General features: G+C 65.4%; 12 protein-coding genes. 4 read left to right on the forward strand and 8 right to left on the reverse strand.

The window, feature by feature from the left end:
- The first annotated feature begins 34 nt into the window (after positions 1–34).
- Positions 35–565 carry a J domain-containing protein gene (locus SCH01S_RS00755; protein WP_046346829.1) on the forward strand — a complete coding sequence of 177 codons (531 nt, stop codon included), beginning with the start codon at positions 35–37 and terminating at the stop codon, positions 563–565.
- Between the two features lie 265 nt (positions 566–830).
- On the opposite strand, the gene SCH01S_RS00760 is transcribed toward SCH01S_RS00755, so the two are convergent.
- From SCH01S_RS00760 to SCH01S_RS16695, 8 genes are all read right to left on the reverse strand, one after another.
- The gene (locus SCH01S_RS00760; RefSeq protein ID WP_046346830.1) at positions 831–1,235 is read right to left on the reverse strand and encodes a SufE family protein; all 405 of its coding nucleotides are present in this window, start codon (positions 1,233–1,235) and stop codon (positions 831–833) included.
- A 164-nt stretch (positions 1,236–1,399) separates the two neighbouring features.
- Positions 1,400–1,612 carry a hypothetical protein gene (locus SCH01S_RS00765; protein WP_439645790.1) on the reverse strand — a complete coding sequence of 71 codons (213 nt, stop codon included), beginning with the start codon at positions 1,610–1,612 and terminating at the stop codon, positions 1,400–1,402.
- 54 nt (positions 1,613–1,666) lie between these two features.
- A complete protein-coding gene (locus SCH01S_RS00770) occupies positions 1,667–1,924 on the reverse strand; it encodes a hypothetical protein (RefSeq protein ID WP_046346832.1) in 258 nt (85 codons plus the stop codon).
- Between the two features lie 25 nt (positions 1,925–1,949).
- Positions 1,950–2,150 carry a hypothetical protein gene (locus tag SCH01S_RS00775; protein WP_439645791.1) on the reverse strand — a complete coding sequence of 67 codons (201 nt, stop codon included), beginning with the start codon at positions 2,148–2,150 and terminating at the stop codon, positions 1,950–1,952.
- 183 nt (positions 2,151–2,333) lie between these two features.
- The gene (gene pspC, locus SCH01S_RS00780) at positions 2,334–2,714 is read right to left on the reverse strand and encodes an envelope stress response membrane protein PspC (protein ID WP_046346833.1); all 381 of its coding nucleotides are present in this window, start codon (positions 2,712–2,714) and stop codon (positions 2,334–2,336) included.
- Positions 2,715–2,717: 3 nt separating this feature from the next.
- Positions 2,718–2,996, reverse strand: coding sequence for an envelope stress response membrane protein PspB (gene pspB / locus SCH01S_RS00785; RefSeq protein WP_046346834.1), 279 nt, complete (start codon positions 2,994–2,996; stop codon positions 2,718–2,720).
- Between the two features lie 2 nt (positions 2,997–2,998).
- Complete coding sequence (pspA, locus tag SCH01S_RS00790) at positions 2,999–3,667, reverse strand: phage shock protein PspA (RefSeq protein WP_046346835.1); 669 nt, start codon at positions 3,665–3,667, stop codon at positions 2,999–3,001.
- Between the two features lie 73 nt (positions 3,668–3,740).
- The gene (locus SCH01S_RS16695) at positions 3,741–3,884 is read right to left on the reverse strand and encodes a hypothetical protein (RefSeq protein WP_169746338.1); all 144 of its coding nucleotides are present in this window, start codon (positions 3,882–3,884) and stop codon (positions 3,741–3,743) included.
- A 178-nt stretch (positions 3,885–4,062) separates the two neighbouring features.
- Here SCH01S_RS16695 and pspF point away from each other — a divergent pair, with 178 nt between their 5' ends.
- From pspF to SCH01S_RS00805, 3 genes are all read left to right on the forward strand, one after another.
- Entirely contained in the window at positions 4,063–5,097 is a 1,035-nt protein-coding gene (gene pspF, locus SCH01S_RS00795) for a phage shock protein operon transcriptional activator (RefSeq protein WP_046346836.1), read from the forward strand.
- Between the two features lie 32 nt (positions 5,098–5,129).
- Positions 5,130–5,684 (forward strand): tetratricopeptide repeat protein, encoded by a 555-nt coding sequence (locus SCH01S_RS00800; protein ID WP_046346837.1) that lies wholly within the window; start codon positions 5,130–5,132, stop codon positions 5,682–5,684.
- Between the two features lie 96 nt (positions 5,685–5,780).
- A complete protein-coding gene (locus SCH01S_RS00805; RefSeq protein WP_046346838.1) occupies positions 5,781–6,425 on the forward strand; it encodes a superoxide dismutase in 645 nt (214 codons plus the stop codon).
- Positions 6,426–6,445 lie beyond the last annotated feature (20 nt).

Here is a 6,445-nt window from a genome sequence, read left to right on the forward strand (position 1 = left end):
GCGCCGCGCGCACAAGCGACTATCTCGGGCGCGCATGGCGCGTTCTTCCCGATCGATGGACTGGGGCTTTCCCCGCTGGCGTTCCTATGGCTCCGAGCGAGGGGCGGCAAAGGTGCGCATGTGCGATCGTGACGGTTGCGATCAGCCCGGCGATTGCCCGGCGCCCAAATCGCCGAACAGCCGCGACCGCTGGTATTTCTGCGAAAGCCACGCCGCCGAATACAATCGGGGCTGGAACTATTTCGAAGGGCTCAATGCCGAGGAAGCCGCGGCGCGCGAGGCGGACGAGCAGCGCGACGCTTCCGGCTTTCGCCAATCGTCGCACTATGCCTGGGGCGGCCCCGGCGACGGCACCCGCAGCCGCGACGAGATGCGTGCGCTGGACGTCCTCGATCTGGAGGCGGACGCCGGCTTCGACCAGGTGAAGGCTGCCTGGCGCCGCCTCGCCAAGGCCAATCACCCGGACGTCAAGCCCGGCGACAAGGAAGCCGCCGAACGCTTCCGCCAGGTCCAGGCGGCCTATGACGTGCTCCGCCGCGCCGAGGAGCGGCGAGCGGCAGCCTAGGGTGTGTACTCGATAGCCACGTCGGCGTGACGGGGCGTATTTTGGCCTGTGGATAGGAGCGAGGAGGGCGGCGATGTGGGACATCGCGCCCGACGAGCGACGCCGCCACGGGCCAAAAGACGCCCCGCCCCGAAGGGGTCGCCTGGAGAGGCGCGCTGGCCGCGTCGCTTGCTTGCGCGTAGCTTCAGCTACGCGTCTGCGCCGCGCTCCTCGCCAGCGCGCCTCTCCAGGCGATCACGCTCGATGTGGCTATCGAGTACACACCCTAGGCGTAGCGCTCCGCGGTCGCGCGGATCAGGGCGATCATGTTGGGAACGCCCTGCGTGCGATTGGAGCTCAGCTGGTTTTTGAGGTCGAACGGGGCGAGCGCGCCTTCGATATCGGTCGCGAGGATTTCGTCCGGGGTATGGTCCTGCACCGTCAGCAGCACCAATGCGACGATCCCCTTGGTGATGTGCGCGTCGCTGTCGGCCAGGAAGTGAAGCCGCCCGTCGGGCTGCCGCACCGGATAGAGCCAGACCTGCGCCGAGCATCCACGAACCTTGGTCGCTTCGGTCTTCAGCGGGTCGGGCATCGGCTCCAGCGCCCGGCCGAGGTCGATCAGCAGCCGGTAGCGGTCGTCGGAGTCGAGCAGTTCGTAGTCGGAAAAGACATCCTGGAGTGCAAGCATGAGGTGCACATAGGGCCGACGATCCTCCCCTGGAAGGGGAGGGGGACCGCGCCGCGAAGCGGCGTGGTGGAGGGGCGTCAGCGTTCGAGATTCATTCTCCGCCGCTGACACCCCTCCGTCGCGCTTCGCGCGCCACCTCCCCTTACAGGGGAGGATTTTTACGTTCAGATATCCACCCCCGCGGCGATCGCTTCCAGCTTGCGGATGCGTTCCTTCAGGTCGGCGAGTTCGATGCGGGAGCTCATCGTGGGAGCGGGCAGGTCGGCGTCGGAAGTCCGCGCCTGGAGTTCCAGCCGCTTCAGCTCCAGCCAGCCGCGCCAGCCGCGCAGGGCGCCGGCGGTGAGGACGCCAATGCCGGCCAGTCCTACCAGGCCCATTTCAAGATAGACGCTCGGTTCCATCCGTCTTCTCCTCGATGCGGTTGCGCGCGATCAGGCGTCGCGGGACCGCAAAGCTTCGATTTCACGTTCCAGGGCGCGCGGCCCGGCATCGTCGGTCGCCAGCCGCTCCAGCACCGCGATCCGCTCCTTGAGAGCCCGGACCTCGTCGCGCAGGCGGCGGGTTTCGGCATCGTCGGCGATCGGCTCCATTCCGCCGCGGCGGCGATGGCGATAGCCATATTTCGCCTGCAGCACGCGACCGATCGTGATGACGATGATGATGCCAAGCACCATTTCAAACGGGTTCATGATCCTATTCTCCCCGTAATCCGGTTCAGTTCAGCGGCGGCTGGTCGCGGAGGCGATCGATCTCGCCTGCGATGTCCGCGCCGCGATCGGTGGCGATGCGCTCCAGCACCCGGACGCGCTGTTCCAGCCGTTCGGTATGGGCGGCATATTGCGCGGCCTTCTCGGCGGTGAGGCCCGCATGGGCCTGCAGCTGCTTCTCTTTGAAGTCGAAGAAGCGCTTCGCCATTCCGGCGATGATGAAGGCGATCGTGAACAGAAAGCCGATCATCATCGAAAAGGCACCCATGCTCATAGTCAAAGCTCCCCAATCTCGGCTGACCGGGTGTCCCGATCAGCGGCTATGATGTTTCGACGAAAGTGTGTTTCGGTTCGTCCGGTGTAGCAGTTGACGATGCGTCAGCTGCAAGGCTCAGCGCAGGCTGTCGATCTCGTCGGCCAGAGTCCGGTTGCGGCTGGTATAGTAGAGCTCGACGTCGGCCAGGCGGCGATCGATGTCGCGGAGCTTGCCCCGCACTTCGCGAGTGGTCCGCGCCGGCGACCGGCGCACGCCCTGCCAGAACTGCTCTTCTTCCTTGTCGCTGTAGAGGCCGTAGGGCTTGGGCTTGGCGGCCCAGGCGGCGGCCCAATAGGCGACCAGCGTCCAGGGGAACGCGCCGGCCAGGGTGATCACGACCAGCCCGATGCGGACCAGGGTCACGTCCCATCCCATATAGTCGGCAATTCCCGAACACACCCCGAGCCATTTCTTGTTTTGCTTGTCGAGGTAAAAGCGGGTGCGGCTGGCGCTCATCTCTTATTTCTCCCTGATCTGGCGGATGTCGGAACGGGGCAGTTCCGGCGCGGGGCGGCGGACCTCCAGCTCCGGCGTTTCGGCGGCGACGATGCGCTCGATCGAGTGCAGGCGGTCATCCAGCCGGCGGGCGGTCTCGTAGAGGTCATCGAGCAGATTCTCGTCTTCCCGGCTGATGCTCCCGGATTTCTTCCACTGCGTGATGTAGTGGAGGATGATCCATGGCAGGCCGATAAACAGGATGCCGACGACCACCGGTGCGATGATGATGCTTTCGTCCATCCTCAGCCCTCCTTGTTCGCCATGCGGGCCTTCAGCGCCTCAAGTTCGGCATCGACCTTGTCGCTGGAGCGCAGCTCGGAGAACTGGTCCTCCAGGCTCTTCGGCTCGCCCATGCCGGCGGCATCGGCACGGCCTTCGGCCAGGTCGACGCGGCGTTCCAGCACGTCGAAGCGGCTGAACGCATCCTCGACGCGCGCGCCCGAATAGGCCTCGCGCAGCCGCATCCGGTTATGCGCGCTTTCCATGCGGGCCATGATCGAGTTCTGGCGGGCGCGCGCCTCGCGCAGCTTCTGCTGCAGCTTGGCGATATCCGCTTCGGACGCCTGGAGCGCATCGTCCAGCACCTCGATCTCGGCCTTCAGCTGGTCGGCCATGTCGGCGGCCTTCTGGCGCTCGATCAGCGCGGCCTTGGCGAGGTCCTCGCGGTCCTTGCTGAGCGCCAGCTCGGCCTTCTCGGTCCAGTTCGCCTGGAGGTTTTCGAGCTTGGCGATGTGACGGCGCATTTCCTTCTGGTCCGCGATCGTGCGCGCAGCCGAGGCGCGAACCTCGACCAGCGTCTCTTCCATTTCCAAGATGATCATGCGGATCATCTTCGCCGGGTCTTCGGCGCGATCCAGCAGGTCGGTCATGTTGGCGGCTACGATGTCGCGGGTTCTGGAAAAAATGCCCATCTGGGTACTCCTGGATCGAAAGAGGGTGCCGGGGCGGTGCAAGGGGGCAGCGCCCGCCCCGGCGGTGATGTCGTCAGGCGCGAACGCTGCTGGCGACGAAAGGCCGGGCCTCGACCGCACCCGCCGGGCCAATCGCGCTCAGCACGCAGGTGGCGCTGAACACGATCGTGCAGAGAATGGCGGAGAAGGTCTTCTTGGCTTCGAACGAGTTGAACATGACGTGCTCCTGTGAACCTGTGTATCCGTTCGCCGGGATTGTCCGGCTTCATCCCATCTTTTGCAGGCGGCGTGCCAAGTCGTGAAAGTGGCTGAAAACTGCGGTTTTCTAGGCGCTGATGTCGGTCGCAGCGCGATGATGCTTGCCAAGGCTTGGGAAAATACGCCATGTTGTGGGAATGGAACGGGAAAGCGCATTCATCGGCCAATCGATGGCCTTCCTGGACTCGGTCGAACGGGCGAGCCGGGCAGCGGCGCTGAACCGCCCGGTGCTGGTGATAGGCGAGCGCGGGACCGGCAAGGAGCTGGTTGCCGAGCGCCTTCACCGCCTCTCCCCGCGCTGGGACGGGCCGCTGATCGTGATGAACTGCGCGGCTCTGCCCGAGACGCTGATCGAGGCCGAGCTGTTCGGGCACGAAGCCGGTGCCTTCACCGGCGCCACGCGGGCGCGGGCGGGGCGGTTCGAGGAGGCCGATGGGGGCACCCTTTTCCTCGACGAGCTCGGCACGCTGTCGGCCGCGGCGCAGGAACGGCTGCTGCGGGCGGTCGAATATGGCGAAGTGACGCGCATCGGCGCGTCGCGGCCGGTCAATGTCGACGTCCGTATCGTCGCGGCGACCAACGAGAACCTGCCCGCTCTGGTCGAAGCGAACCGGTTCCGGGCCGACTTGCTCGACCGGCTAAGCTTTGAGGTGATCACCTTGCCGCCGCTCCGCGCGCGCGAAGGCGATGTTCCGGTGCTCGCCGATCATTTCGGCCGACGCATGGCGGCGGAGCTGGAATGGGAGCGCTGGCCGGGCTTTTCAAAAGCCGCCACGGACACGCTGGTCGCCTACGAATGGCCCGGCAATGTGCGCGAACTGCGCAACGTCATCGAGCGGGCGGTCTATCGCTGGGAAGATCCGGCGCATCCGATCGACGCGATCGAGTTTGATCCGTTCGCCTCGCCGTGGCGGCCCAAAGGCGACGCCGCGCGGTCCCTCACGCCCGCAGCACCCGCCGCCCAGGCGCTGGTGCCCGCTGCCGCCAACGACGAACTTGAGTGCGACGATTTCAAAGCTGCATGCGACGCGCACGAGCGGAAATTACTCGAAGCGGCGCTCCGTCGCTGCCGGTTCAACCAGCGGCTGACGGCGAAGGCGCTGGCGCTGACCTACGATCAATTGCGGCATGCGCTGCGCCGTCATGATTTGCTGCAGGCAGGGGGTTCGTGATATTCTCCGCGGCCTAAGCTGTGGAGGGTGGAATGCGCTTATTCCCCTGTCTCGCGGCCGCCGCAGTGCTGATCCCCGGCGCCGCCTCCGCATCCAGTCTGGTGATCGGCTCCGGCCTTGCCCGCATGTGCTATGAAGCGGCGGATGCGGAGCGGGCGAGCCCCGCTGCGCTCGACACCTGCAACCGCGCGATCGCCGACGAGCCGCTGTCGTTCGCCGACGAGGTCGCGACCTATGTCAATCGCGGCATCATTCGCGCTCGGATGGACGACTGGCCGGGCGCGCTGGCGGACTACGATCACGCCATCCGGCTCGATCCCAAGCAGCCCGAAGCCTATCTGAACAAGGGCGCGCTGGTGCTTAAAACCCAGCACGACTGGCGGCTGGCGCGCGACCTGTTCGATGCGGCGCTGCAGTATCGCACCAGGCGACCCGAATTCGCCTATTTCGGCCGTGCGATCACCAACGAGCTGGCCGGCGACTTCGCCGGCGCGCTTGCCGATTACCAGAAAGCAAGCGAGCTGGCGCCGAACTGGGCCGAACCCAAAAAAGAGCTGACCCGCTTTTCGGTCCGCAAGCGCGGCTGATCGACCGGGTCGGATGGCCTGAACGAGATTTCCGAAAGGCCCTTGGAGCGCGCTCGCGCGTTGGGTAGGCGAGCCTTCCCAACAAGGAGACCTTCAATGGCGTTCGAGCTTCCCCCTTTGCCCTATGACAAGTCCGCCTTCGGCGACATCATTTCGGCAGAAACCTTCGACTTTCACTGGGGCAAGCACCACCGCGCCTATGTCAACAAGACCAACGAGCTGGCACCGCAGGTTGGGCTTGACGGGCGCCGTCTCTCCGACGTGATCCGCGCCGCGAAGGAGAGCGGCAACAAAGGCCTGTTCAACAACTCGGCGCAGCTGTGGAACCATAGCTTCTACTGGCAATGCCTGAGCCCGGAAGCTCAGCAGCCGACTGGCGCGCTAAAGCAGAAGATCGACGAGGCATTCGGCTCGACCGACGCGTTGCTGGAGAAGCTGAAGACGGAATCGGTCAATCATTTCGCGAGCGGCTGGGGCTGGCTGGTGCTCGACGGCGATCAGCTGAAAGTCACCTCATTGCACGACGGCGACTCGCCCGTCGCGTACGACGGCATGAAGCCGCTGCTGACGATCGACGTGTGGGAACACGCCTATTACATCGACTATCGCAATGCCCGGGCCGACTATGTCGATGCGCTGCTGAAGCGCGCGATCAACTGGGATTTCGTCGCGCAAAATCTGGACGGTCGAGGCGTCAGCCGTGCCGATCAGGAGCCGGCGATGGCGGGCGAACCGGCGTAAATCCTCCCCTCCCGCTTGCG

The sequence above is a fragment of the Sphingomonas changbaiensis NBRC 104936 genome, assembly GCF_000974765.1.
Lineage (GTDB): Bacteria > Pseudomonadota > Alphaproteobacteria > Sphingomonadales > Sphingomonadaceae > Sphingomonas_B > Sphingomonas_B changbaiensis.

Coding starts and splice junctions, on each gene's coding strand:
- SCH01S_RS00755 (WP_046346829.1), top strand. CDS start 35: ATGGCGCGTTCTTCCCGATCGATGGACTGGGGCTTTCCCCGCTGGCGT.
- SCH01S_RS00760 (WP_046346830.1), bottom strand. CDS start 1,235: ATGCTTGCACTCCAGGATGTCTTTTCCGACTACGAACTGCTCGACTCC.
- SCH01S_RS00765 (WP_439645790.1), bottom strand. CDS start 1,612: ATGGGCCTGGTAGGACTGGCCGGCATTGGCGTCCTCACCGCCGGCGCC.
- SCH01S_RS00770 (WP_046346832.1), bottom strand. CDS start 1,924: ATGAACCCGTTTGAAATGGTGCTTGGCATCATCATCGTCATCACGATC.
- SCH01S_RS00775 (WP_439645791.1), bottom strand. CDS start 2,150: ATGGCGAAGCGCTTCTTCGACTTCAAAGAGAAGCAGCTGCAGGCCCAT.
- pspC (WP_046346833.1), bottom strand. CDS start 2,714: ATGAGCGCCAGCCGCACCCGCTTTTACCTCGACAAGCAAAACAAGAAA.
- pspB (WP_046346834.1), bottom strand. CDS start 2,996: ATGGACGAAAGCATCATCATCGCACCGGTGGTCGTCGGCATCCTGTTT.
- pspA (WP_046346835.1), bottom strand. CDS start 3,667: ATGGGCATTTTTTCCAGAACCCGCGACATCGTAGCCGCCAACATGACC.
- SCH01S_RS16695 (WP_169746338.1), bottom strand. CDS start 3,884: ATGTTCAACTCGTTCGAAGCCAAGAAGACCTTCTCCGCCATTCTCTGC.
- pspF (WP_046346836.1), top strand. CDS start 4,063: ATGGAACGGGAAAGCGCATTCATCGGCCAATCGATGGCCTTCCTGGAC.
- SCH01S_RS00800 (WP_046346837.1), top strand. CDS start 5,130: ATGCGCTTATTCCCCTGTCTCGCGGCCGCCGCAGTGCTGATCCCCGGC.
- SCH01S_RS00805 (WP_046346838.1), top strand. CDS start 5,781: ATGGCGTTCGAGCTTCCCCCTTTGCCCTATGACAAGTCCGCCTTCGGC.